This window comes from Halobellus sp. LT62, assembly GCF_037031285.1.
GTDB lineage: Archaea > Halobacteriota > Halobacteria > Halobacteriales > Haloferacaceae > Haloquadratum > Haloquadratum salinisoli.
This window is the reverse complement of sequence record NZ_JAYEZO010000001.1, coordinates 383929-408950: the sequence shown is the minus strand read 5'-3', so window position 1 is coordinate 408950 and position 25022 is coordinate 383929. Positions and strand designations below refer to the sequence as shown.

The following is a 25022-nucleotide window of genomic DNA, read 5'->3' as shown; positions in this document are numbered from 1 at the left end:
ATTACGACGATGACGAACACGATATCGTTGACATCAGTCAGTCGACTGGCTTCTCGCACGCCGAACCGACAGTCGGTTCGGGATCGTCGTACGGATCCTTCTTATCGAACGGGAGATACCTTTGCGATGGTTTACCACTGTTGTTCCCGTACTTTTTGGTATGGTCGAAGCAAACGACTACGAGTCCGAACTGACGGCCGATCGCGAGGAGATCGCAGCCGTACTGAGTGGCGTGGTAGATGGGGTTCTAGCCGGCTCAATTCGGTTGGGTGACGGCGAGGACGCCACCACTGTTGCGTTTCCCGAGGAACTTGCTCTCGAAATCGAACTCGAGGCCGAGGACGACGAGTCGAGTCTGGAACTCGAACTGACATGGCCCTCTCCAAAAGGCGAGGGATCCGGATCCTCCCCCATCGAAGAGATCCCCGAAGGGGAAGGCGACGAACTATCAGTGCCCGTGGGTGCCGCCGACGCATCTCAGGCCCTGGCCCGGTTCGAAGTCTTCCGTGACCAAGACGAAGAATGGCGGTGGCGACTCCGCCACCGCAATGGGAACATCATCGCAACCAGTGGCGAAGGTTACACACGCAAACACAACGCTCGGAAAGGACTCCGGAGTGTGATCAAGAATGCACCAGAAGCGGAGTTAACAGAGGATCCTTCGAACTAGCGGAGAGCAGCAGGTGGTTTCACTCCATTGTGACTGCTCTCGGCATGAACGTTCTCACTGTTACCCGCCCGTTTATCGCTCTCCCTCGTAGGCTTCGAACCAGCCAGTGACGGTCTGCTGAAGCGCCCCAGTCGTGCTCCCGAGGTTCAGCATCTGGTAGCCGTTCGCCGCTTTCTCGTTGACATCGTCCATCCCGAATCCGAGACCGCCGACGGGAACGCCTGCATCGACGGCGTTCGAACGAACCGTCTCGACGGCTTCCTGCACGTCCGGATGGTCGATTTCGCCGGGACAGCCGAGCGATACGGAGAGATCAAGCGGGCCGATGAAGACGAACCCCAGCTCCGGGACGTCGAGGATTGCGTCGAGGTTCTCAACGGACGGCTCGGTTTCGATGGTCACGCCGACGATCGTCTCCCGGTCCTCGGTGGCAATGTAGTCGTCGGCGAGCCCCCAGCGTCGGGCCCGAGGCGACCCAAGTCCCCGATCGCCCGGACTCCCGTCGTAACTGAATCGAGCGGATTTCACCGCCTCACGGACCTCCGTCGCCGTCTCCACGCGCGGAAGAAAGACGTTCCTGACCCCGAGGTCCAGAGCCTTCCGGACCAGCGTTGGGTCCGTGTCGGGGAGTCGGACGAGCAGTTCGAGGTCCGTCCGCTCGGCTGCGCGTAGTAGGTCCTCCATCAGATTCGCATCCCACGGATCCGGCCCACCGTGTTCGAGGTCGATCCAGACGAAATCCACGCCGAGTTCACCGTAGAACTCTACGAGCGTGGGACTGTACGTGTTGTCGAGCACCCCGAGCGCAACGTCTCCGCTCTCTAACGTGACTGCGAGGTCGTTCGTCACCGCTGGATTGTTCATCAGTGTATCTTCCGGGACGGAGAGGAAACATCTACTGACCAAGTGATGGAGACTGCCTTCACGACTCGTTCGAGACGCATCTCGAAAGGCAGCGGATACTGCATACGTTCGAAAAGCTGCTACTGTCCACGAGATGTCCCCGCGGAGTTCACACTGACAAGCGTCCACACAGTTATCCGAATCGAGCGCCTATCTCGAAGGATGCCAGACGACAAACGGGACCGAGACGAACACCCAGACGACGAACAGCGACAACAACCAGCGCGGAGGCGGGAGGACGCACGCGACCGCGCCCACGAAGACCGAGCGATGAGCGGTGACCCTAGTGGACGGCTCGGTGACCTTGATGAGGCACTCGAATCCCAAGACTATCCGATCACGACGGATGAATTGGTCGAGGCCTATGGCGACTACGAGATCGAAACGCAGGACGGAACAAAGTCCCTCGAAGAAGTGCTTGCCTCAACCGATAATCAATCGTACGATTCCGCCGACGACGTTAGAAGCCGGATCTTGGGGATGATACATCGTTGACATACCCCTTGCCCTGAAGGGCGGGGTTTTAGCCTTGTAACTTCCATAAATCCCGAGAATTGAGATGACGTGGTATGTTCTGAGAGGTCCGAACGCAGATCTACAGATAAGCAAGGCAAGTGCCTCGGGGTCGTCCGAAACGGCGTAGCCGTTTCGTGATGACGAGAGACCTACGGTCTCTCGAACCACTTGACCCCGAGGGAGATTCACATCAACACCCGGAAGCAGATGGTACTGCCATAATTGTAGACATCGATCCGATTACCCGCCAAGCCACCAACCGTAGAGCTGTGCCTGCTCGTCAGTGTCGGGGTGCTTCTTCGATTGGCCGTAGGTCTTCCCCTTGAGGAGTTGACGTTCGACGGCGTTCGCTGCGAGACGGAGGGCGTGGGAGGCACCGTACCCCTCCCCATCGGCCGTGAAGTAGCCGCGGTCGGTGACTAGTCGAATCCGTGCTAACACCAGCGGCACACCCCGGCTCTGTTCTTTGTGCTCCTGCAGTTGGATGCTGGCCTTGATCACGCTCATCTCTCCGTACTTCGAGGTTACGCTCTCGATCAGCGCGGAGACGTCGTCGTAGTCCATCCCCTCCAACAGGTCGAGCCCGAACACCTGCACGGCGTTCCGGTCGTCGCGCTCCCAGGTGAGCGCCTCGATGACGTCCGTTTTCGTGACGATACCGATCGGCTCGTTGGTGTTGTCGGCCGTGACGACGAGAGAGGAGATTTCCCGTTCGAACATCGTCTCGACGACCTCGTCGAGCGGTGCGCTCCGCTCGACCGTCGCGACTACATCGGACATCAGGTTCCGCACCGGAAGATCGAGCATCCGGTCGGCATCGCCCTCGCGCGCGCCGAACCCACCACGGTTCTGCCCGCCACCGCCGCGGCCACCGAAGCCGCTCGACGAACCGCCTTGGCTCTTACTGCCGCCCCGAGTCGTGAACTCGATGACGTCGTACAGGCTCAGCATTCCCACGGGATCGTCCCCGTCGACGACCGGGAGATGGGCGATCCCGGCTTCTCGAAGCAGATTGAGCGCTTTCCCGATCGTGGTTTCGGGAGTCGCACTGATTAACTCCGCCGTGTAGGCGTCCTCGACGGTCACCGCGTCGAGGAACGGACGCACGGCTTCGAGGACGGCATCGCCGGTTACCACACCGACGACACGGTCGTCGTCGAGTACGGGGAGCGTTTTGGCGTCGCTCCCGATCATAAGCCGCGCGACCTCGCGGACGTCCTCGGTGCGGTCGACAGTCGGGACGTGCTGTACCTGTGAGCCGACCTTCGCAGAGGGCTGATTGGACGAGGACGCCAGCTGTCGGCGACTAACGACACCGCGATACTCGTCGCCGTCCGTTACGATGACGGCATCGAGCTCCTGATTCTCGAACGCCCCGGCGACCTTCGAGAGCGGTGTGCCGATGTCGAACTCGGTGAATTTTGGGGAGAGGATCTCTGAGATGTTCATCTGTTACTCTCTAGTGAGAGGGGCGCTGGACGGTTATGCTTGTTCCACTTCCTGATCTCCCGAGGATTTCGACGAGGGCTGAGTTACCGCCTATCTCGATGGGTTGAAGCCGAGTTCACAGACAGGCCCCAACCTCAACACGCCGAAGGCGTGTAGAGTGGGGTAGTCGATTAGTCAGTCGCTTTCCTCCCCAGCTAGCCGATCGTAAATCGGCCCGAGGTGGGCGTGCCCGACCACGGCGACGACGGATCCCTCGGTTCGCAGGGATTCGATCCGCGACGCCATACTCGCCTCGCGGAGCTCGTCGACGAGCACCTGCCCCGGCGGCAGCTCGAGCGCCCCCAGCAGTGCCCGACTCCGTGACAGCTTCCGGGCCTCGTCGGCGGCCTGTGCCGCAGGCGGATCGGCAACGGAACTGTCGTGGGCGGCCGGCGTCTCGACGGTGGGCGACCAAGGCGTCACCGTGCGGATCGCCGCACTGACGGCACAGGTGACGGCGTGTCTCGAGACGGAGAGGGTGTCCCGGATGGCGGAAGCCGCCGCCTCGCGGTCCGTCTCCCGTGCGCGAAGCGCCTCGACGAGCCGCCGCCCGTACGCCCAGTTGGGGGCGTCGATTCCCACGACCCGACCGTCGCCACTGGCTGCCAGCGCCGCGGCCATCTCCCCGCCGTCGTACGCACCGACCGTGCGTCCGTCGCGCGCACTGGCGTACTGTCTATAGAGTGGCATCGCGAGCGGGGACAGTTCGAGGGCAACGACTGCCGGTGCGACTCCCGCGACCACCCGTCGCGCCCGCGCCTGGCTCGCCGGGTGGTCATGTGTGACGCCGACCAGCACGACAATCCCGCCCGCCTCGGTCTCGGGAACGACTCGGAGATAGGTCTCGTCGAGTCGCGGATCATCGAATTGCGGGTCGTGTGCTGCGTGATCCGGTGGTCGGTGGCTCTCTACGTGTGCTGTCGGGTCAGCCGCTCCGTGCTCGTCCGTATGCTGGTGCTCGGTCATTGCCCGGGTTCCCGCTCGCTTCACGGTCGAAGCGAAGGATTACCTCCGGTAGCGGGTCCCTATACAAAGCCCTACCGACAGTAGGCCCTCGTAATCGAAGGTGACTAGTGGCCATCGCGTTCGCGCTGTCGGGCGGACCGCCGACCAGCGACTGCAGGTCATCGGAGTCGACAGCAGTGTAAGCGGCTCCATCTCTAGGGAGTCGGTTCCGGTCGCTTCGGCGGTCGCCTCTCACGGTCTCGGCCACCTAGTCGCCCGTCGGGCGAGTGCCAGCTCCTTCCCGCGGAGTCGTCGAACCGGCTGCCGACTTGTCGGAACTATCGTAACGTTTGCAACTGATTGCGCATCCGATCGCACGCTGTCGAGCGATCGAGCGAGTGAAGACTTACAAGCGCTACGAGAACTCCGGTAACAGGAGAAGACGGCGCTGTTCGACACCAGTTGGCCACGGACACCGGCTCGTTCGGAAGCGCTATCGGAGCGTGTCGTGACAGCCGCAAAAATCGGAGTGCGCACCGACGCGAGACGCGGAGCTACAGGTTTTTCTTGAGTCGGACCTCGTCGTCGGTGATCGTGTCGATACGATCCTTCTGCAGGGCGTAGTCGTCCTTGTCGGCATCGCCCCAGCCCAGCTTGGAACGGATGGTGTCCGTGATTCCCGGATCCGCGTTCACGTACGCCGTGCCGTTTCTGACCTCGGTGACTATCCCGATCTTCTTCCCGCTGGAGTTGACCACGTTCTTCCCTTCATCGTCTTCAGTTACGTGCATTCGTGCCATCGCAACCGGGACTGGGCCCGTGAACGGGTTTGTTATATAGGTGGTATCTCCTCAGAGCCACGATAAAGCCGCGTTACCAGCTTCTGAGCCGGTAAACAGCAATCAGCGGGTCACGGTAAGATCGGCCATACGGGCGGGCGTTGCCGGGCTACCCGTGGCCGAGCGGATCTCCGGATCAAGCCGAGATCATACGTAGAAGTATCATCAAACCTACTGGCAAAGTCATCCGCTATCTCTCGCACGGCGTTCTTGAGAGAAAGTGGGTAATCCAACAGGGAGATCGCTACGTAAGTCCTCTGTACTGAACACGTGGATAGACCCCAACATCCTCAGCCAACTATCGAACCCCTCAGATCGGTACTGTGGGGAGTTCGATGACCTGAAAAAGGGACTGAACAGCGAGTCTCAACTATCACGCGCGGTTGGTAATATCCCACGGTGAAGAATTGTATTCGTAGAGGTTGCCAATGGATGTGGAACGCAAGACGAGACCGGTTTCCGTGTTGTTGTCGGTTCAAATCACCACCGATTTTGGACGATAAAACCGCCGTATGACGTCGCTGTCGCTCGAGTTTAGTCCGTGTAGAAACCTGATGCCGCCTCCCGGATTGTGAACCTCACTCGCAAATCACAGATTTGCTCGCTGGTTCAAATCCGCTCGGGTATCGTTCACTGCTCACGTCGTTCGCAGGAAAATGCCGCCTCCCGGATTTGAACCGGGGACAGCTCGATCTTCAGTCGAGTGCTCTCCCAGTCTGAGCTAAGGCGGCGCGCACTTCGCTCGACGCCGAGTATATAAAAAAGGGTTTCGGATCGATTCGCGGCGGAGATTCCAGATCCGTCGCCGTCGCGCGAAACTGTCACAGATCACGAGTGACTGGTTCGTTGTTCGGATCGGGTCAAGAGCACGGAGGCGGTGATTCATTGCTCTTCCTGTACCGATGTCGCGAATCTCACCGATCGAGTCAACCCGGCCTACGAGTCCGCGTCGGACTTCTTGGGGAGGTTGCGCCGCTCCGAGAAGTAATACAGGATCACGATGAAGCCAACGGTGGGGACGACGACGCCGAGCCAGTACTGTTCGGGGTTCCGCAGATCGAGTCGCTTCGCGTCGAAGTACATCACGACAGCGAGCGGGAGCTGGATGAACAGGGACCCGATCAACAGAAGCATCACCAACTCGCGCATTGACGGTGTGTTACACGCTCGCAGTGGATTACTCTTGCGTCAAACTGTCCGATAGACATTTTGTTCGGGAATCGAATGTGCGTCCCGATGTCAGAGACTGCCCTGAAGCGGTCCATCCGCCGTGGTATCGCCCTCCTCCTAATCCCACTGTCCTCAATTGGGTTTCCCGAGTTCGTCGAGGCCACGCTCCCGGGGATATCGCAGGCGTTCAGTGTCGTCGCCTTCGCGGCCGCCGTGCTCTATCTGCTCGGGAGTGTGGTGTGGCAACTGTCTACAGCGGCCGATACGCCGTTTTGACCGCGGTTCCGATGTTAGATCACCTTACCTCTTTAGATCATCAATTATTTTTTGCCCCTTGCCGGTCGCAGTCCAGAGACGGCCTTTACGCCGATCTGGAGTTATGCACTCGGCGAGACCGTGGTCATTCAGATCTGAGAGCGTGTTGCTCACGTGACTGAGATAGTATTCGGTGCGTTCAGCGAGCTCTTTCGGGGTCCGAGGCTTTTCTTCGAGAGCCAGCAAAATATTCTCGCGGTAACCACTTGCTTTGACCCACGAGTATTCCTCAACGTCCATTCAACCGAAGCGTTGCGTCTGTCGTAGTATGTATCTTGGCTACAACTTACGTACAAGATACGCATATACCGAGCAATGAGAAATTTAAACGACCCCCCGTACGTTCACTAAGGAAATGATCGAGGGGAAGTTAACTGCCATTGACCTCTTCTGTGGAGCTGGCGGCCTCTCTCAGGGACTCCACGATGCTGGATTTGAGGTATTGTGGGGCATTGACCACGAGGAGAAGACCAAACCGACCTATGAGGCGAACCACGGGTGCGAAATGACTGTCGGAGACATCCGCGAGGAGGAACCGCCCGAACTCGGCCTCAAAGAGGGCGAATTGGATCTCGTGGCCGGGGGGCCTCCCTGTCCGACGTTCTCTCTCGTTGGACGAAGCAAAATCAACTCTCTCGAAGGACGGAATAATCAAACAGACGAGCGTCACCTGCTCTACGAGGAGTTCCTCCGGTTCGTCGACCACTATCAGCCAAAAGCGTTCGTGATGGAGAACGTCGAGGGGATGCTCTCGGCGGAAAACGAGGATGGTGTTCCAGTGGTCGATACCATCAAAGAGCAGATGCGCGGCGAAAGAGAGGTTGCGGATCTGGATCTGGATCTAAATTATACTGTCCGCGTACAGTTGCTCGACGCAGCCGACTACGGCGTTCCTCAGCACCGGAAGCGCCTCTTCTTTATCGGAAATCGGATCGGCGTGGGAAATCCGGATATGGAGCAATGGGCGACTCACCGGGCTCCGAAGAACGAGAAAGAAAAGAACATCAAATACAGAGAAGACCCGTCGAAGCGGTCTGAAGAGGATCAGCATACCCTTGATGGGTTCGTTGATGACCGAGAAGAGGAAATCTTCCCGACGTTCTACAAAAACCGACGGAACAAGAAGCCGTGGAATACCGTAGCTGACGCGATTCTCGATCTTCCGCCGGTTTCACCGTCGGGAGAAACACCGCCGACGAAAGCCGAAGAGTACGAACTCGGCCCGGTCTCGGAATACCAGTACTGGGCTCGCGATCTCGACGAGGAGCAGGACTGGGAAGAGCAACCCCTCCTGAACCACGAGTGTCGAGGGCACAATATGCGTGATCTGACGCTGTACAAGCTACTCGGAGAGGGTACTTCGTACATCATCGGAGATATTCCCGAAGAACACCAGCCGTACCGAACGGACATCTTCCCGGACAAGCTGAAGAAACAGAATCCGACGGAGCCGTCGACGACGGTCGTCGCGCACCTCTACAAGGACGGGCATATGTTCATTCACCCGAACGAGGCCCGCTCGATTACGGTTCGTGAGGCTGCGAGGCTTCAATCGTTCAAAGATACCTTCGAGTTCCCGGTTTCACGGACCCACGCATTCAAGCAGGTCGGGAACGCTGTGCCACCGCTATTGGCGCAAGCGATTGGAACAGCGGTCCGCTCTGAGATCTTCAATCACTCAGTCCACGGTGAAAAGCCCCAGAAAGCGGATTGATCAGAATCGGGCGGGTACACCAGTGAACTCGACGACGTCTCGGATAAACTGATCCGCAGGCCGGAGCGTATCGGAGAGTTCCTCGTCGTCTCTGTACCGATTCCAAACGAAGGAATCACGTGGAACGTAGATCCGACCGCCGTCGTTACTGATGTCCTGAAGCTTCTCTCGTGAGACGTCCGCCATCAGGAGCGAGACGAACCAGACTTCGTCGACGCCGATTTCGGCTTCACGAGAGAGACTCTGCCGGAAGCGTTCTCGGAGAGTACGCTTACAAGAAAACCCAATACTCCCGTCCGATCCACTAACCATATTGTCGATCTCGATGTCGCCGAAGTGTTCGGGCGTGCCCGTAGCGGGGATGTCGAATCGACCGAAAATATGCTGTAGCCCAGTTTCGAGGACGTTGCCTGCCGTAGAGGCTCGACTCTGGCCCGCACGGCGCTCGTACTCCTGTACGATTCCGGAGACGATCCTCGCGACTTCCCGTTCTGAGAGATACGGATCGGATCGAAGCGCCTGCATCTTCTCGTGGACGTATTCGATAAGCGGTTCCCGCTGCGCGCCCAGCTGATAGGCTTCGCCCTCGAAATCGACATTAAACAGCGCGTCGTACGCCGCAGCGGGGTCGAGCGTACCGGATTCGTTTTCTAAGGTCTCGTCAACGATCTCGACGATCTCAGACTCGCCGAAACTGGGAGTCATATCGAGAATTTCGCTGGTTCGAACAACCGCGTCGATCGCGATTCCGAACTCACGGAGGTCGTCGGGTTCTTCGATCCGCCTGAGGATCCGCTCGACCAAGTCCTCCGTTTGTCGGTACCGCTTCGAGATGTCGTCTCCGTACGTTCGAGTGACAGAGCCAGTAATCGTGTCCTCGATGTGTTGCTTTTGGACTTCGACGGCTGATTCGGTCATTTGTTGGTCGTCGTCCAAGTTCTCTTCGAGGTGAGCGGAGAGCTGTTTGAGCGTGTCTACTTCCTTCGTGGCGTACCCGCCGAAACTCGAGGCGACGAGATCGCGTGCAAACCAGTACACCTTGAACTCGGAGGGATCACCTGAATAGTCCGCCATCCAGCAGGACCGAGGGAAAGGGCTACAATGAGAAGTAAGTACATTTTGGATACTAATTACATACAAGAAAGATGTCTTCCGAACGCCATCCAGTGAGTAGATCCGAGAGATATGCGACTGAGCGGAGTCGAGCCCCGGATCACGCAAGCGTTCTGGATGTCGAAGAGTCACTCGTCGTGGTACTTATCCATCCGGACGTGTTCGGCGGGTCGGAGGCGGCTCACGAGGCGGTCGTCGACGAGGGATAACAGCATCTCCTCGTTGTTCGTGATGCAGATGACCGCGAATTGCGGGAGGCGGTGCAGATCGTAGATGAGGTCGGGATCTCCGAGCTGGTCGGCCTCATCGAGGAGGACAACCGTTCGGGACCGTCGTAGCGCTGAAGCCTGTCGATGAGTTCGTCGTGCGGCGTCGACTGCCGGTGAATGTCGGTCGTCTGGCCGAGACCGTCGAGAATCTGATACAGCGTCCGAAAGCGCGTGTTGTTCCGCCAGCAGTTGACGTATGTGGCTTCGATGCCGAGAACTTCCTCGCGAAGGCGCTCGATGACGAACTTCGAGAGACAAGTCTTCCCTGCACCGCTGGGTCCGGTCACGGTGTGGTGTCGGTGGGCTTGCCGTCCGTGATCGGTTCGAGGACGCTGGAGAGGTGATTGACCTCGGCGTCGCGATGCTCGACTCGCGGGGGACGAAGCCGGCTCGGAGTCCCCGAGCATCGCGGATCATAGTGGTAGTGAGGCGGTTTCGATTGCGGTCACTAAAGGATGACTGAGAGATTTCCGGAAAGAAGGGATTTGGGATTGTTTGGTCGATTGTATCCGTCGATTTCGTTTGTGGAAACGGAGTGTTTCCGGAAACTTCCGGAAACGCCGCGCGGCCGGTAGTCATTACCTCTCGGATATCTGCACGGCGAGGTTTCGGGCCCGCGCCACGTATTCGTCCGCTTCCGGGTGTCCGGTCTCGTCGATCTCCGCGAGCAGGTTGCTGACGATTTCAGCCCGTTCTGCGACGACTGCGGGATCGTCGAGATCGCGGACGTCTGCGGCGACCGCTTGGGCCTCACCCAACAGGCGACTCGCGGTCCGCTCGACGGCGAGTTCGGCCGTCGCCGCAAGGCACTCGTATAATTCGGTCTGCGGGTCACTGGTCATACGTCGTACGCGTGGGTTTCGAGCGTCTCCAGTTCCACGGAATCCAACACCGCCTCGTTCGTCGCCTCGAGGACGACGGGCGGGACGGTCGTTTCCGGAAGGCGTTCGGCCTGCGTGGCTTCGAGCGCCTCGACCCACCGTCCAAGACAGAGACACCAACGATCGCCCGGGTCCAGTCCGGGAAACTGGAACTCGGGGCGCGGCGTCACGAGATCGTTGCCTCGCGATTTGCTGAACGCCAAGAAGTCCCCGGTCATCACCGCACAGAGTTCGTGTCGTCCCCGATCGTTGGGATGGGTTCCACAGCACCCGTCGCGCTCGAAACCGGTCGTCGGATCAGCGCTACAGGTGGCGATTTCCCCGCCGAGAACGTTCCGTTCGGACATACCGGCTGCACGTACCGTGTGAACAAAATTCCCCGTGTGACCGTTCCAGATGGGCTGCACCCCAGCATTGTGGTCGAGAGTGCGCGAAATCGGTGGTATCGGTGCCGCGCGACTCCAACGTGGTCACTCCGTCACTCGGACGACTTGCTTCCCGATGTTGTCGCCGGAGAACAGTCCGAGGAACGCATCCGGTGCGTTCTCTAAGCCCTCGACGACTGATTCACGGTGAGCGATCTCGCCGCTCGCAACCCACTCTGCGAGCTGTTCGCTCGCTTCCCCGAACCGGGTCGCATAATCGCCGACGAGAAGGCCCTGAACTTTCGCGCGTGTCGCGATGAGCAGCGGCAGCTTTCGAGGTCCGGTCGGGATACTCTCGTCGTTATAGTACGCGATCTGTCCGCAGACGGCCACACGAGCGTCGAGATTCAGTTTCGTGAATACGGCGTCCGTGATCGGTCCGCCGACGTTGTCGTAATAGACGTCGACGCCGTCCGGTGCGGCCTCATCAAGCGCGGCCTCGTAGTCGTCAATCTCTTTGTAGTTGATCGCAGCGTCGAATCCGAGATCGTCGGTGAGCCAGCGGGTCTTCTCGTCCGACCCGGCGAATCCGACGACGCGGCAGCCGTTTAGCTTCGCGATCTGTCCGACGACCGATCCAACCGCACCCGCCGCCCCGGAAACGACGACGGTGTCGCCGGGCTTGGGCTCGCCGACATCGAGCAATCCGAAGTACGCCGTCCGGCCCGGCATCCCGAGGACGCCGAGATAGGCGGGCAGGTCAGCGACCTCGGGATCGACGGGGGCGACGTCATCTGCGTCGAGAACGCTGTAATCAGCCCACGTTCCCTCTCCGGTCACAAAGTCGCCTGCGTCGTATTGCTCGCTGTTGCTCTCGACGACTTCGCCGACGACGCCTCCTTTCAGGACGTCTCCGACGTCCCACGGCTCCGCGTACGATTCGCGGTCCCGCATCCGGCCGCGCATATACGGGTCAACAGAGAGGTGCTCGACACGGACGAGCAGTTCACCTTCGGCGGGCTCTGGGACGTTCTCTTCTCTGAGTTCGAAGCAGTCCGCGTCTGGTTCACCGGTTGGTCGTTCTACGAAGTACCAACTGCGGTTTGTGTCTTCCACACCCTCTTTCGGCTCGTTGTGTCAAAGAGACTTCGGAAGACGGTGCAGTCGCACAAGTCTCGTCTGAAGGCTTTCACCCTTGCTCTCAGACTGGTCCGGAAGGTCGCTAGTAAAGGCCTGACTGTACTAGGGCGGATAGTCAACGAGTTGTTAACCCAACTTCAATTGGCCGAGGTGAATTTCCATCTGGGAGATCACCACTTGTTAGAGCACGCGATCTAAGAAAACGTGACTGTCAGTGCTCAGTATTGGTGGTAGTATCGTCTGTTTCCTCTGACACTGGTGGATCTGCCCCTCCGCGCCAGCTGAACAGTAGCTCACGGATGGTGAGTTCACGGATCCCCGGGTACCGGGATTGTTCGGTTTGAGCATAGTTCACTAGTGTAAGCAAAAACACACCGCCGATAGTATTGCCGAGCAAGATCGGCAGCCAGTACTGAGAAAAGACGATGAAAACTCCCGAGTCAGTAGTTAGCAGAAAGTAGAATGCTTCAGACGCAGCGGTTATCACGTGATAGAGGTCGGCAGCGGCTATCAGATAGAAAGAGACATAGATGACGAACAACCGCGAGATTGTATCTCGCGCGGCGTGATCGAGCCACACAACCCCCGCGACTAACCACCCGGCAAACAACGCCCGGTTGAAGATCGACCACCATTCGTGATCAAGTCCGCTACTGACAAACGTAGTCCCGGTTTGGACTGCTTCCGGCGAAAGGACCCCACCGTACACCAGCAGGTACGCACCGAGTCCCGCTCCGACGATGTTGCCGATCAGGACAACCCCCCAGACGCGCAAGAGGAGTGGAATACTGGCGAGGCGAGCGAGGGCAAGGGCAACGGGAGGTAACGTATTCTCGGTATACAGCTGGTAGTGACCGAGGATAATATAGATGAATCCAACAGGATAGAGGATCGAGCTCAAGAACCGATTATCGGGGAACATCTCCATACCGACGATATGCCCGAGGAAGGTGAGGACGATGGCGAACCCGGCGGCCAGACCGCTGAAAAACAGTTGTTGCTTAGGGGCCCCGATTTCTTGGGCGGCACTCGCCAGAATTCGTTCGAAGATTTCATTCGCCGAGAAGCGGTCCCGAACTGCCCACCCTGCAGCCGGAGCCCCGGATGCGGCTCGGTCGAGCGACTCACGGAGTTCGTCATCCGACCCATCGTCATTTGCGTCACTCACTTCAGATACCCTTTAGTTGCGGAGGTGCTGTTTCTGTCACAATCTGCCAGACGCTGAATAGTACCTCTAGATAGTGGAGCGGTCCCCGAGTGTCAAAAGACAGGAGCGCCAGCACACTTCCGTTTCTAAGCGTCATAAATAGCTATTATAGCCCAATTCATAATTGACTCACGATATGGTTCCTCGCAATTACCGATTGTGAATAACGTAGCTTTGGCGATGCGAACGAATAGGATCTGAAATAAGAGATGAGTCGATTCATCGTTGATTTTTGACGATACCCTTTCGATGATTCCTCTCTTCGAGCGATTAGAAGCGATTTCGGACCGTGCAGGCTGATACATCACCTTTGTCGGCGATCGATTGGACTGTTCAATTCATAGAACTGAGTACACGATTCACCAGAGCAATAATTCGGGATCGAATCGTATGTCCGGACACCAGCGAGCCGGAGTGAAAGAGCCGTCTGCTTATAAATCAGTTCTCGACCGTCAAGTGAAGCGGTCCACCACCCGTTTCAGTCAATTCTTTTTGGTCCCGGCGAGAATCAATCACAGCACCACAATTCGGGCACTCGTAGATCAGAGAATCGGCGAGTACGTGGATGAGCCAGTCTCCATTAATGCGACTTTCGTGACCACACTCAGGGCAATAGAGCGTCGCCTTGTCGGGCGGCTGTCGCTCAGGAGTCGAAGTAGAGGGCGTCATTCCAATATATTCACTCCGGACAGGGATAACCATTCGTACTTCAATTCGAGTGCCGACTCGGTACCGACGGTGAATAGAATGAGTCGAAGAGGAGATTGAACAGTTTAGGAACGACACGGCTCAAGAGGGAGGTTACTTTCTCTCTCCATCAACGAGAATAGTACTATTTCCATCAACCTCGATAACGTGGTCTCGTGTTTCGAACTGGAGACGCCACGAATTACTATTGTGAGCCTCTAAATCGCGGATCGCATCTGTAGATACGTACCGTTCGAGGGATTCATCGAGAGCTTTCGGATCCGTATTCTCAACCTCGGCTATCGACTGCGTGATCTGATCAAGAACAGGATTTACCATAATTACCACGAACCTTTCGCGCCAAAATCATCAATCCCATAGTTTTTACGACCTTTGATAAACCGGATAACAGGCTCGTTCATATGTTCAATTAGCAGACAAGTTTTCACGGCTAATTCCGTTGTTGAGTCGTGAAATAAACACCGCGACAAGCGTTCTATGACACCCGCGAATCGAAGACTGAACCACCCTCGAATCACGCGACGTCGACCACCGAATACCGCCGATCGTGACTCGTGCCATCGGCGTGCAAGAGGTTGTACTGCTCCATCTTCGAGAGATACGTTCGGACGGTCGGCTTCGTTCGCGGATCCTCGACAGCGTCGACGTGGCGGTCGTAGACCGCGCTCGGGCCGGGCAGACCGTGCTCATCCAGAACGTACTCGCCGATTTATCGTAGACGGTACGTTGGTACGGTGTGAGCGCGTCGAGGCTCTTCTGGCGAATCTCACACGGTATCCTGGAGATACGAATCGAGGGGGATGCGCTCGACGCCGACGGTGTCGTAATCCCGCTCCGTGGAGAGCACCGTGTCGCCGTTGGTATGCGCGATCGGTTCTGATCGTGGTGGGTTCGAGGATACTCTCTTCGCGTCGTCATCTATTTGTGATGTCGCAGAGGGTTACGAGTATCTGAAATGAGCCAAGCGACGCTTGCGGATCGCCCCTACGTCAACTCGAATCTGTTCTCGGGGCACTATCTGGACGAACGCCTCCAAGATCGCGACGAGTGGGACTGCGACGAGGCCGCCAGTGAGGCGATGGCCGACCTTCAAGCGCTGTACGAGCTCGAAGGCGAACTGGTCACCGGGTACAGTGAAGACGCCCTGATCGACAACTGGATCGACGAGGTGCTGGACACTTTGGGCTTCGGGACGCAAGTGGAGGTATCGCTTCCCGGCCGCGGCGGCTTCGTCGACGAACTCCTCTTCGAGAATTCAGAGCGGCGACGGAACGCCGCGAAGGTGTATCTCGACAGCGAGGATACGAGAGACCTCTTTGAACGCGGTGTCGGGCTCGTCGAGGCCAAACAGTGGGACGCCGACTTCACTGCGCGATTCAGCGAGCAGCGTCCCTATCGAAACGCCTCACACCAGATCAAACACTACCTCGAAAACACGCCCGAAAACATCCAGTGGGGCGTACTCACGAACGGCCGGAAGTGGCGGCTCTACGGGACGAAAAACTACGAGACCCAAACCTACTTCGAGGTTGATCTACCCGAGCTCTTGGAGCGCGGCGACCTAGAGGCATTCAAATACTTCTACGTGTTCTTCCGGCCGGGAGCGTTCCACGAATCGGGCGGCACGACCTTCCTCGACGAGGTGTGGTCCGAAAGCGAGACCGCGTCTCAGGAACTCGGCGAAGACCTACAGGACAACGTTTTCACGGCCGTCCGCGTGCTTGGGAAGGGCTTCGTCGAGACGAACGACAGTCTCGACATCGACCCCGGAGACGAGGAGGCGCTCGGCGAACTGAAAGAGCAATCGCTGGTGTTGCTCTACCGGCTGATGTTCGTGCTCTACGCCGAGTCGCGGGGATTGATTCACCCGGAGGGACAGGCCGCCCAAGACGACTACGAGAACAATTTCAGCTTAGACGAGCTTCGCATCGAGATCCACGATGCGATCGGCGAGGTCGACGACGGCTTCGAGGACGAGTTCAGCACGTATTCGACGTCGATGTGGAGCCGCTTGGAAGACCTGTTCCGCCTGATCGACCAAGGCGAGGAGGATCTCGGAATTCCGCCCTACAACGGCGGGCTGTTCAACCACGACGAGCACGAGTTCCTCACCGAAAACGAGGTGAGCAATCGGTATCTCGCGGAGGTCATCTACCGGCTCTCGACCGCGCAGAACGACGAGGGGCGCTACGTGCTCGCCGATTACGCGGACTTGGACACGCGGCACCTCGGCTCGGTGTACGAGGGGCTCTTAGAGCACCAGTTCCGCATCGCGCCGGAGCAGTACGCCGCGGTCGCAGAAGACGGCGGGCAGGTCTGGAAACCCGCGACGGAGGTCTCGGTCGCCGACGCCGTCGAGACCGTCGACGAAGGCGGGCTCTACGTCGTCAACGACGAGGGCGAGCGGAAGGCCACGGGCTCGTACTACACGCCCGACTACGTCGTGACGTACATCGTCGAGGAGACCGTCGGGCCGCTGGTCGAGGAGATTCGCGAAGATCTGATCGAGCAGGGCTTCGAGCCGGGGACGCAGGAGTACATCGGGCCGTTCTTCCGGCGCGTGACCGACCTGCGAATTCTCGATCCCGCGATGGGAAGCGGGCACTTCCTCACGAAGGCAACGGGCTACCTCTCCGAGCAGGTGATGAGCGAAGTCCGCGAAGCGGAATCGGAGTTCGGCGTCGCTTTCGACGAGCGGCACGTACGGAGAGAAATCACCAAGGAGTGCATCTACGGCGTCGACCTCAACGGGATGGCCGTCGAGCTGGCGAAGCTGTCGATGTGGTTGGAGACGCTCGCGGCCGATCGGCCGTTGGCGTTCCTCGATCACCACTTCAAGCAGGGGAACTCACTCGTCGGGAGCGACATCGAGGACGTGCTGGACAACGGTGATGATGCTGACGCCGAGGACGGACAACTCACCCTCCAGCAATCCTTCGAGCACACACGTCAGCGCGCTCTTGAACACGTGATGGAGCGGTTTCAGGAGCTACTCTCAATCGAGAACGAATCGCTCGAAGACGTCAAGGAGATGGAAGCCGCCTTCGACGAGGTACAAGACGATCCGCTGTATCGGCATCTCCTCTCGATGGCCAACGTTCACACTGCCGAAGCGTTCGGGCTCTCGGTCCCCGGCGACGCCTACGAGCGGATGGCCGAGGCGCTACGTGGCGAGTCGTGGGCGGACATCGAGGGCCAAGATTGGTTTGAGGACGCGCAGGCGATAGCTGACGAGCAGCGATTCTTCCACTGGGAACTAGAGTTCCCTGTAGCGTTCTACGGTGGTGATGGCGAAAAGCTGGAGGATGCTGGGTTTGATGCGGTGATCGGGAATCCGCCGTATATTCGGATGGAGAAGTTCAAGGACTTGAAGAATTATCTTCGTGGAGCATACGAAACACACGCTTCACGGTCGGATATGTACGTGTACTTCGTAGAGAGATCAATCGAAGTGCTTCAACCGAATGGGGAATACGGAGCGATTATCTCGAATAAATTCCTCCGAGCGAACTACGGTCGTGGTCTTCGTCAGTTCCTCTCTCGTAACGTCTCAATAAAAAATATGATCGACTTCGGAGAACTTCCTGTTTTTGACGATGCCTCAGTTATGCCGTTAATTCTTCTGGGAACCACAGGGTCTTATCCCGAACATCCACGGTACGCTGAGATACACGCGCTGGACTTTGACACTCTGTTCCGGAGAGTGGATCAGCGGGCTTACCAATGTGATCCCGACGCCATCAGTGGACCAGATTGGCGCGTCGCACCTCGACACGTCTCAGACCTAATGGATAAACTCGATCAGCGAGGTCAACCTCTTGGTGATGTTGTTAACGATCAGATTCTGCGTGGAATTGTCACGGGGTTGAACGAGGCTTTCTTGATAGATGGAGAAGTTAGAGACCAGCTGATAGATCAAGATACTCGATCAAAGGAAGTGATCAATCCCTTGGTCAGGGGCGACGATATGGAAAGATACCGAATCAAGAACCGCGAGCAGTGGATCCTCTATATCGATCACGGAACGGATATTGATTCGTATCCGGCTGTTAAGGAATACCTCAGTCAGTATCGACCTGACCTCGAAGATCGAGCGACAGAGCAAGAATGGTACGAACTACAACAGCCACAGTCTGCGTATCGAGGTCATTTCGACGAGCCGAAAATCTTGTATCCAGAAATCGCTCTTGAGCCTCGATTCGCCTACCACGACGGGCCTCTATATCCAAACAATAAGTGCTTCTTTATTCCCCAAGAGAACCACGAACTGCTTGCGATTTTGAACAGTAATGTGACGCATTTCTATTTAGCACAAACCTGTTCTACGCTTGGAAATCCTAGGGACAGAGGCCGAATTGAGTTCAGAGCCCAATACTTGACAAATCTCCCGATACCGTCCCGTTTGGAGGAGATCGAAACCGAAGCGGGAGATGGTTTGAGCAATCTTGCTAAGAAGATTTCAGATCTTAAACAGCGCCGTGCATCTCTCAACCTCAATCTCCGCAACTACCTCGGAAACTACGCTGACGGCCCGAAACTCCCGGATATCGGCCTCTTCCAACCGACGAGTTCGAACGTCCTCGGCGGAACCGCGGAGGACTACGAGAACCTCCGGATCGGCGACGCAAGAACCGAGCGCGACGGGTCGAGCGTCACAATCAGCGCGACGGCACGCTACAAGCCCTCTGACGGCGAGGAACACGAGACCGACCGCTGGGGCTACACTGAGACCGGATACCTAGAAGCGTTCACCCTCACGGATCTGACAGACAAGGAGGCCGCGCTCGTCGAGGCGTTCGTGCCCGTCGCTGTCGACGAGGCGGGCGGCTTCGCGAACTTCCGCGAGACCGCGACGAAAACGAACTCGCTCGTCGATCGTCTGGAGGCGCTGACGCTTCCCGATCCCGACGACGTCGCCGACGGGCTGGAGCGGTACATCGACGCCAAAGAGCGCGCCGAGGAGTTGGACGCGAAGATCGAACGGACTGACGAGCTGATCGACGAGATCGTCTACGAGCTGTACGGGCTGACTGATGAGGAGATCGAGATCGTGGAAGAGGCGGTCGCGGAGTGATCGTATTGAAAAGCCTCGTTCTATTCTATAGATGATGCTTTTCGGATTTTTTCAATTAGGTCCGGATACTCAGACTCCGTATTCAGGTCTCTATACCCGCGGATTGAGAGGTTGAAAGAGTAGTATTCCTTTTGCCGTTCAGAGGGTTCGCCAGCGTATGGAATTGGACTTGGCTCTTCTTGATTCTCATACCCAGAAAGATTATTAAACGCCTTTTCTACAATTGGGTCGGACGTTTCGCTTCGGATGTGGGTCAACTCTCGCGTCCAATAGAGGAAATTGTCCTTCTTGCCGGTGAGCAGTCTATGGTTTGAATCTTGTTGCTTATATGGCCGATTGGAATTCTCGATGAAAGCAATCTCGATGAGGACTTGGCAGAGCCAAGTCGCATACTCTTCTGCATCTAATGATGCCGCGTCTATACACAGATTCTGCCACGTTTTTCTGAAGTTTCCTTCTGTAATGGGGTAGTATTCGTTCTCAACGCGGAACTGGAGAAAGTTACTCGTGGCTTTGATCACCGCGTCTCTGGTGCGCCCTGCTTGTTGAACTGTGTCCTCTGAATCCGGGGCCCTCTGCGATGGTTTGTGTAGCCCAAGTTCGCTGAATTCGTGACTTTCCGCGAGGTTTTCTAAGACTGTTTTATGAGCCTTGTAAATATTATCGAAGAATTCTCTGAGTGCACTTGTATGCCACTTGGGCTCTTCAGATCGGTTCAGATTTGAAAGTAGCTCTTGACCAATTAGGTCATTTCCGGAGCGAAGAATTTTGTAGTGTTCGTATTTGGTCTCTTCGAGCATTAACTCAGACACTGCCGGCCAGACTCGATTAATCGTCACTATGTCGTCTCCGTTTACTGGAGATTGCATAATCGTCTTGCGGAGTCCCCAAAGTGCCTGACGAGGGATCCTCTGGTTCCTATTCTCGCTCATCCCCTCCTTTCCGAGCCGTACTTGTGCGTCGATTGCCGCGCTAACAATCTGGGACTCGTCTTTCTCTGCAGCGTGGATAGTTATCGAGTGAAGGTGCTCTTTCAGAACTGGCCCAAAGAGTTGCTCTTTACATTCCACAGAAGGATCGCTGAAGACCTCATCGTCATCCAATTCAGTTAGTGTCTCCGACGCGAATTGCTCATACTGATCAAGTGCTGATTTTGCAGTTCCGTATTCACCGCTCGACAGAGCGGACATTATGAATCGGTAGAGTGGCTGAAGAGGGTGTGCGTTCTTTTCGGGAGAATCCGCAAGATCACTGCATTTACTTAGATACTCGCCGGGAGAAACCGTCTCAGTAAATAGCGTAACGAGACTCTCTGGAGAGCTGATAGCGACCATTCCACGAACAAAGAAATAGAGAAACAGCAGAACGAGAACAAAGAGCCCAAGCGCGACAGCGAAAACCGCAGGGTAGAATGGATTCATCGCCTCTGCGGCCCCGAGCAAAAGAATCGAGTCGAGGATGATTGAGGCTGAGAAGAGAGCGAATGTTCCTTTGAATAGCGGTGTTCGGAATGGCAGCGTAGCCATTCGTGGAGCGTATCGCGTAGCGACAAGCTGCGTTGAAATGAGCGTCACAGAAATGACGATTGCCAAGACACTCGCCTGTGCGCCGATCATAACCGAAAGCAGAGTATCAAGGTTTTCTCGTGGGAACACGGGAGATAGGAAATACCCCGTAACACCGAGGATGATAAGCAACAGTGTTGCTCCGAAAATAGAGGTATAGTTCTCTTTGAGAACTTCCCTCCAACTACTGGCCATAACCGACGCACAGGGCGGTATTTAATAAAATGTCCTGACAAGGTGAGCGCGTTCAGGCGGATACTGGACGCGACCGCGTTCCACGCCTACGGGCTGGCGAGCAGACGAAGTTCATCCTCGACGACTTCCACCAAGAATAGGTTGGGGCGGATGGCAAACAGACCTTTCGAGATCGTATCCCACTTGGATTAGTCTATTGTATCCTCTTCCTTCACAGATTTATTGTCTTCAATATGGGTAGATTCTCCTTCAAGAAAATCTGACTGGAGTACACGATTGACAAAACGATTCGCATTCACACCAACGCTGACGACTGCCTGAATGGCTTCCTCTAACCTTCTGAGTGTGTAATCGCGTTCATACGGAAACAGCTTCTTCCAGACGGCATACGAGTAAACTACTCCATCATTATCTGTTGATAACTGATAACTGGTAAACGGAGAACTTAGATGCATTCCGAGTTGGTAAGTGAAATCTCTCATTTGATCTGTTGGGATTTCAGCTAATTTATGATAACCTACAGCTGTCTCAGGTGAGACTTTTTTTCCAAATAAGTCAGGTTGTTCTTCATTCGGCTCAAAATCAATTGACTGGCCGATGTTCTCCGCAAGGTTAATTCGATATCCAATGTCGAAAAATCGTTCCTCTTTTTCGGCGAATATCTCTATTTGTCGTGATCCGTGGCGGAAATAGACGATGTGGCCTTCAAAATTATCGGGCTCAACAACGTCAAGAACGTAGCAGTCGACTTTTTCGAGGTCATCACAGACGGTATTTACAGCGTCGTTGTATTGTTTATCAGAAGGCATAAATTAAATGTTGATAGTTGGAGGCTCATCGGCCGGGAAATCCAACTCCATTCCTGTATCTTCTGTCGCCTCTTGTTCAAAGTCTTTATTTTCGGAGGTTGCGGCTGCGTTCAGGGCACTTTTTAGTTCAAATAGTTCAATTGTTGCTTTCCCTTTATCGTTCAGCGTGTAGCGTTGAGGTTTGGTTTGGGGAACTTCCTTGATAATCCCGAATTTGAGTAAAGTTTCGATATATTTTCGTACTGATTCACGACTGACTCCGGCGTGACGCCCCAGCTCTTGCTTATTGAACTCGCGGCCTGGTGGCGAGTCAAGAAGCGAATCGATAATCAATGGCAGTGTCTGGTTGTCGGTAAGCTCCAGCCAGGAACTCGGATTTTCTCTCCGAACCTTCTTCATATCTGGGCCATTCTCTGTTGAATTCATTGTGACCATCAACGGGTGTTACCATAGTATATTTGCGCACTCGACAAAAGATTTTGGCACCGCGTTTTTTCACGTATCGATAATTCCCTTTCATTGATGGAAGATAGGTATATATGTGCTATCTTAGCGGTTCTCATCTCAAATCACGCGTACGGAACGCCGATGGACAAGGATAGTGTGGTCAATCGGGCAGCAGTCTCAGACAAGGGCAAAGCAAAAGATGCCTTTGAGGTAGTTCAAATCGAACCGTTCGTGAGGCATAATCCAAACCGTGGAATGTTACTCAATAGTAGCCGCTTCGGTGAATTAGCTGACTTCCTGTATTACAACTGTGAATGGGAACCGTTCGTAATTAAGAGTCGGCTCAAGCATTACGAGGGATGGAAAAATCACGACTGGGCGTAAATTGTTCTAAAACCAATCCGTTCTGCCCCACTCACCAAAGAACAGACGCGACGGCGATCTCCATAGAATTCTACAGCTTGGTGCGCTCAGATGAAGTTCGTCCTTGGGGATTCCTACCAAGTGCAGAATCCGAGACGGATGACCAACGAGTACTTCGAGTTGGTGCTGAAGAAGTACGACGAACTGGCGTAGCTTTGAGGCTGTTAGCAGTGAATTAGATTTCTACACTATCAACAAACAGCACATAGACGACCTCTAATGTCCATATATGGATCTGAAGGAAAGCTATTTTACGCCACGAATGAAGAACCCAGTAGGACACGTTAGGCCGTGTCCACAATGGGTAGTCGACCGAGCGAGACTACCGTGTCGTGGTCGTGGCCGCGATCGTCAGCAGGACCAACCCCGCTTGGACTCCATAGAGAGCGAGGATCGTTCCGCAGATCGCGACCACGATCAATCTGGCTTCGGTGATCTTGCACCTCCCGTGACTTGCTTAGACGCCCGAGCAGGCGTCGTCCCGTGAAGGACGGTCGTTTGTGGCGTGGGATAGTCAGTTAAGGCTTCGGTATCCGGGTATCTGCATATAAATATCAGATTCCGTACCTGATCACCGTCCTTATCTGACCATTACGGCCACACCAAAACAAAGCCGTCTGCGAATATCAAGCTACCCAGACCGGAGCGGAAGTATTATTTTCGGATATAAATACCTACGCAGTAATTTGATTATTGAATCGAACTGATGGGCGGTAGTCGAATGCTCTCTGTGGCAATTCGACCGAGTAGGAAATATAATTCAGACCTACAATTTTGAATCAGAACTGTCCTTCAGCAACTCGTAATTAGTCAGAACACGCACTATTGAAACGGATCCGGAACAACGGACTGACTCTGAAAAAGAATTTCCGGCTGTTTCCGGGATATTATCGGACATATTGCCTCCTTCGTTCATAAGAACACGAATTCTGGGCTCAGCGAGCCGTTTCCGGCAACGACCCCCATAGCAGTATAAGACACCACGAAAAAAGAGCAGCTATGCCCTCCGCCAGTTCGCCGCCGCAACCAAATGCCACGCATTCCCACGTGGTCCCGCGGTCCGGATCGTCAGCCCGGCCCGCGCAACAGCTCGCGACACCGCGGGCGCAACCCCCGTCGCCGCCAACGTCACCTCGACGGACCACGCGGCGTAATATAGTGGATCGACGTGACAGCGCTGGTGTGGATCGGACGAGCGGGGGGCAATCGTCGTCTTCACTATCGGGCTCGCAGCGATTACATCAGGCAGTCGACGACATATGAAAATCCGAGTAGGCGATAGCTTAATGATTCAGCACGCGTTCGGATAGCGCAGAACCCCGGACGGAGGCGGGGGCCAGTCGAAAAACGACTGGGTTCGAGAAAATTGAACCCCGTCGTTACGCCGACAGAAATTGGGAAAATTGGGCTATATCGCTTCTACGCGATGAAATCGGTGCCTTAGAAACCGTGCGTAATCCGAGTGGGCTCGGGCGGAGTCGAACCACGGTCGCAGCGAAGCTGCTCCCTGATTCGATCCGCCCTCGCGAAAATACTCGGCCCTCGCTGTCGCTCGGGCACTCGTATGGGCTCGGGCGGAGTCGAACCACCGATCTCTTCCTTGTAAGGGAAGCGTCATAACCACTAGACCACGAGCCCGCACCTCGAAAAAGCCCACACGCGGGTATAACGGTTTCCAATCCCAAGCGCCGGAATCCTTACCCTCCACAGATCCGAACAGTCACGTATGCCCGATCGGTCGCGACTCGCCACTGCCCTCCTCGCCGTCGCCGTCCTCATCGCGGTCGGCGTCGTCGCCGTCGCGAGCAACCCCGCGCTCCTGCCGACCGGCGAGTACGACCGGACCAGTGTGACTCTCGTCGACGGCGACACCGACGAGACGCTCGCGACGGTGAACGTCCGCGTCGCCGACACGCGATCGAAGCGCATCACCGGCCTCAGCGACACCGACTCACTGGGTGCGAACGAGGGAATGCTGTTCGTCCACGAGACAGAGGACGAGTACGCCTACGTGATGCGGGATATGGCGTTCCCGATCGACATCGTCTTCGTCGACGGAGAGGGGACGATCACCGCGATCCACCACGCCGAGCTACCGCCGGAGGGGACCTCCAACGACGAACTGCGGCGCTACCGCGGCCAAGGACAGTACGTGCTCGAAGTGCCGTACGAGTACACCACCGAGCACGGCGTCGAAGTGGGCGATCGAGTCCGGATCGACGACGACGTGGCGGCGTCGACGGACTCCTGACCGAGAGATGGAACC

Annotated in this window: 23 protein-coding genes, 2 tRNA genes and 2 pseudogenes; 7 read left to right on the top strand and 20 right to left on the bottom strand. The window is 56.3% G+C overall.

The window, feature by feature from the left end:
* Positions 1–160 precede the first annotated feature (160 nt).
* The gene (locus U5919_RS01990) at positions 161–670 is read left to right on the top strand and encodes an HVO_2922 family protein (RefSeq protein WP_336021841.1); all 510 of its coding nucleotides are present in this window, start codon (positions 161–163) and stop codon (positions 668–670) included.
* Between the two features lie 72 nt (positions 671–742).
* Here the strand turns inward: U5919_RS01990 and U5919_RS01985 are convergent, their stop codons facing one another.
* Entirely contained in the window at positions 743–1534 is a 792-nt protein-coding gene (locus U5919_RS01985; RefSeq protein WP_336021840.1) for an HpcH/HpaI aldolase family protein, read from the bottom strand.
* A gap of 201 nt (positions 1535–1735) precedes the next feature.
* Between U5919_RS01985 and U5919_RS01980 the strand changes: the two genes are divergently transcribed.
* A complete protein-coding gene (locus U5919_RS01980) occupies positions 1736–2068 on the top strand; it encodes a DUF5789 family protein (RefSeq protein ID WP_336021839.1) in 333 nt (110 codons plus the stop codon).
* Positions 2069–2329: 261 nt separating this feature from the next.
* Here the strand turns inward: U5919_RS01980 and U5919_RS01975 are convergent, their stop codons facing one another.
* The 5 genes from U5919_RS01975 to U5919_RS01955 form a co-directional block, all read right to left on the bottom strand.
* Positions 2330–3538 carry a CBS domain-containing protein gene (locus tag U5919_RS01975; RefSeq protein WP_336021838.1) on the bottom strand — a complete coding sequence of 403 codons (1209 nt, stop codon included), beginning with the start codon at positions 3536–3538 and terminating at the stop codon, positions 2330–2332.
* Between the two features lie 174 nt (positions 3539–3712).
* A complete protein-coding gene (locus tag U5919_RS01970) occupies positions 3713–4543 on the bottom strand; it encodes a TraB/GumN family protein (RefSeq protein WP_336021837.1) in 831 nt (276 codons plus the stop codon).
* A 533-nt stretch (positions 4544–5076) separates the two neighbouring features.
* On the bottom strand, positions 5077–5322 hold the full coding sequence (locus U5919_RS01965) for a PRC-barrel domain containing protein (RefSeq protein ID WP_336021836.1): 246 nt from the start codon (positions 5320–5322) through the stop codon (positions 5077–5079).
* Between the two features lie 696 nt (positions 5323–6018).
* Positions 6019–6092: transfer RNA gene (locus tag U5919_RS01960), tRNA-Phe, on the bottom strand.
* Positions 6093–6297: 205 nt separating this feature from the next.
* Complete coding sequence (locus U5919_RS01955; RefSeq protein ID WP_336021835.1) at positions 6298–6510, bottom strand: hypothetical protein; 213 nt, start codon at positions 6508–6510, stop codon at positions 6298–6300.
* A gap of 87 nt (positions 6511–6597) precedes the next feature.
* On the opposite strand from U5919_RS01955, the gene U5919_RS01950 reads away from it, so the two are divergent.
* Positions 6598–6807, top strand: coding sequence for a hypothetical protein (locus U5919_RS01950; RefSeq protein ID WP_336021834.1), 210 nt, complete (start codon positions 6598–6600; stop codon positions 6805–6807).
* Between the two features lie 24 nt (positions 6808–6831).
* On the opposite strand, the gene U5919_RS01945 is transcribed toward U5919_RS01950, so the two are convergent.
* Complete coding sequence (locus U5919_RS01945; protein WP_336021833.1) at positions 6832–7086, bottom strand: ArsR family transcriptional regulator; 255 nt, start codon at positions 7084–7086, stop codon at positions 6832–6834.
* 115 nt (positions 7087–7201) lie between these two features.
* On the opposite strand from U5919_RS01945, the gene U5919_RS01940 reads away from it, so the two are divergent.
* Positions 7202–8560, top strand: a complete 1359-nt coding sequence (locus U5919_RS01940) for a DNA cytosine methyltransferase (protein ID WP_336021832.1) — start codon at positions 7202–7204, stop codon at positions 8558–8560.
* Here U5919_RS01940 and U5919_RS01935 read toward each other — a convergent pair whose 3' ends face one another.
* The 9 genes and pseudogenes from U5919_RS01935 to U5919_RS01900 form a co-directional block, all read right to left on the bottom strand.
* The gene (locus tag U5919_RS01935) at positions 8561–9634 is read right to left on the bottom strand and encodes a hypothetical protein (RefSeq protein WP_336021831.1); all 1074 of its coding nucleotides are present in this window, start codon (positions 9632–9634) and stop codon (positions 8561–8563) included.
* Positions 9635–9804: 170 nt separating this feature from the next.
* Positions 9805–10359 (bottom strand): annotated as a pseudogene (locus U5919_RS01930) (Cdc6/Cdc18 family protein); the annotation flags it as partial.
* 161 nt (positions 10360–10520) lie between these two features.
* Positions 10521–10784, bottom strand: coding sequence for a DUF8152 family protein (locus U5919_RS01925; RefSeq protein ID WP_336021830.1), 264 nt, complete (start codon positions 10782–10784; stop codon positions 10521–10523).
* On the bottom strand, positions 10781–11170 hold the full coding sequence (locus U5919_RS01920; RefSeq protein ID WP_336021829.1) for a DUF2237 family protein: 390 nt from the start codon (positions 11168–11170) through the stop codon (positions 10781–10783). The genes U5919_RS01925 and U5919_RS01920 overlap by 4 nt, the downstream gene beginning before the upstream one ends.
* A gap of 123 nt (positions 11171–11293) precedes the next feature.
* Positions 11294–12304 carry an NADP-dependent oxidoreductase gene (locus U5919_RS01915; RefSeq protein WP_336021828.1) on the bottom strand — a complete coding sequence of 337 codons (1011 nt, stop codon included), beginning with the start codon at positions 12302–12304 and terminating at the stop codon, positions 11294–11296.
* Between the two features lie 235 nt (positions 12305–12539).
* Positions 12540–13496: a formate/nitrite transporter family protein gene (locus U5919_RS01910; RefSeq protein ID WP_336021827.1), complete on the bottom strand. Its 957-nt coding sequence runs from the start codon at positions 13494–13496 to the stop codon at positions 12540–12542.
* Positions 13497–13973: 477 nt separating this feature from the next.
* A complete protein-coding gene (locus tag U5919_RS15970; protein ID WP_486617185.1) occupies positions 13974–14204 on the bottom strand; it encodes a DUF8106 domain-containing protein in 231 nt (76 codons plus the stop codon).
* Positions 14205–14336: 132 nt separating this feature from the next.
* Complete coding sequence (locus U5919_RS01905) at positions 14337–14561, bottom strand: HalOD1 output domain-containing protein (RefSeq protein WP_336021826.1); 225 nt, start codon at positions 14559–14561, stop codon at positions 14337–14339.
* Positions 14562–14757: 196 nt separating this feature from the next.
* A pseudogene (locus U5919_RS01900) lies at positions 14758–15011 on the bottom strand (AAA family ATPase); the annotation flags it as partial.
* Here U5919_RS01900 and U5919_RS01895 point away from each other — a divergent pair.
* The gene (locus U5919_RS01895) at positions 14980–15123 is read left to right on the top strand and encodes a hypothetical protein (RefSeq protein WP_336023897.1); all 144 of its coding nucleotides are present in this window, start codon (positions 14980–14982) and stop codon (positions 15121–15123) included. The pseudogene U5919_RS01900 and the gene U5919_RS01895 overlap by 32 nt on opposite strands.
* A gap of 75 nt (positions 15124–15198) precedes the next feature.
* The gene (locus U5919_RS01890) at positions 15199–19317 is read left to right on the top strand and encodes an Eco57I restriction-modification methylase domain-containing protein (RefSeq protein ID WP_336021825.1); all 4119 of its coding nucleotides are present in this window, start codon (positions 15199–15201) and stop codon (positions 19315–19317) included.
* 20 nt (positions 19318–19337) lie between these two features.
* On the opposite strand, the gene U5919_RS01885 is transcribed toward U5919_RS01890, so the two are convergent.
* The 4 genes from U5919_RS01885 to U5919_RS01870 all read right to left on the bottom strand — a co-directional run bounded on the left by U5919_RS01885 (position 19338) and on the right by U5919_RS01870 (position 24394).
* Positions 19338–21077: a DUF2254 family protein gene (locus U5919_RS01885; protein ID WP_336021824.1), complete on the bottom strand. Its 1740-nt coding sequence runs from the start codon at positions 21075–21077 to the stop codon at positions 19338–19340.
* Between the two features lie 188 nt (positions 21078–21265).
* Positions 21266–21886: a hypothetical protein gene (locus U5919_RS01880; protein ID WP_336021823.1), complete on the bottom strand. Its 621-nt coding sequence runs from the start codon at positions 21884–21886 to the stop codon at positions 21266–21268.
* A gap of 3 nt (positions 21887–21889) precedes the next feature.
* Positions 21890–22312: a hypothetical protein gene (locus tag U5919_RS01875; protein ID WP_336021822.1), complete on the bottom strand. Its 423-nt coding sequence runs from the start codon at positions 22310–22312 to the stop codon at positions 21890–21892.
* A 2009-nt stretch (positions 22313–24321) separates the two neighbouring features.
* Positions 24322–24394: transfer RNA gene (locus U5919_RS01870), tRNA-Val, on the bottom strand.
* Between the two features lie 88 nt (positions 24395–24482).
* Here U5919_RS01870 and U5919_RS01865 point away from each other — a divergent pair.
* Entirely contained in the window at positions 24483–25007 is a 525-nt protein-coding gene (locus tag U5919_RS01865; RefSeq protein ID WP_336021821.1) for a DUF192 domain-containing protein, read from the top strand.
* Positions 25008–25022 lie beyond the last annotated feature (15 nt).